This window comes from Burkholderia sp. Ac-20379 (assembly GCF_017104645.1).
In the GTDB taxonomy this organism is placed as follows: domain Bacteria; phylum Pseudomonadota; class Gammaproteobacteria; order Burkholderiales; family Burkholderiaceae; genus Burkholderia.
Map to the genome: position 1 here is coordinate 1 of NZ_JAAGPF010000825.1, position 383 is coordinate 383.

The following is a 383-nucleotide window of genomic DNA, read 5'->3' on the forward strand; positions in this document are numbered from 1 at the left end:
TGCCCGCGCCGGCCGGACGAGGTTCCGCGATGCTGCCGTTCGCGCTCGAACGGCTCGATGCGATCGCGCCGACCCGTGCGCGGATGTGGGCGCATGTCCGCGAGCTGCCCGGATCGGGCGCGGTGCGCAAGATGGATATCGATCTGGCCGACGAGGCCGGCGTCGTCTGCGTGCGCCTGCATGCGTGCTCGTTGCGCGCGAGCTGGTGAGCGCCGGGGCGGGCAGCGCGCAACGACGGACATGCTCGGCCCGGCAGTGCCCGCGCCGGCCGGACGAGGTTCCGCGATGCTGCCGTTCGCGCTCGAACGGCTCGATGCGATCGCGCCGACCCGTGCGCGGATGTGGGCGCATGTCCGCGAGCTGCCCGGATCGGGCGCGGTGCG

At 74.2% G+C, this 383-nt stretch carries 1 protein-coding gene; it reads left to right on the forward strand.

The window, feature by feature from the left end:
* Positions 1-209: polyketide synthase dehydratase domain-containing protein (locus tag G3N92_RS34830; RefSeq protein WP_206131976.1), on the forward strand; the 209-nt coding region annotated here is incomplete at its 5' end.
* Positions 210-383: the final 174 nt, after the last annotated feature.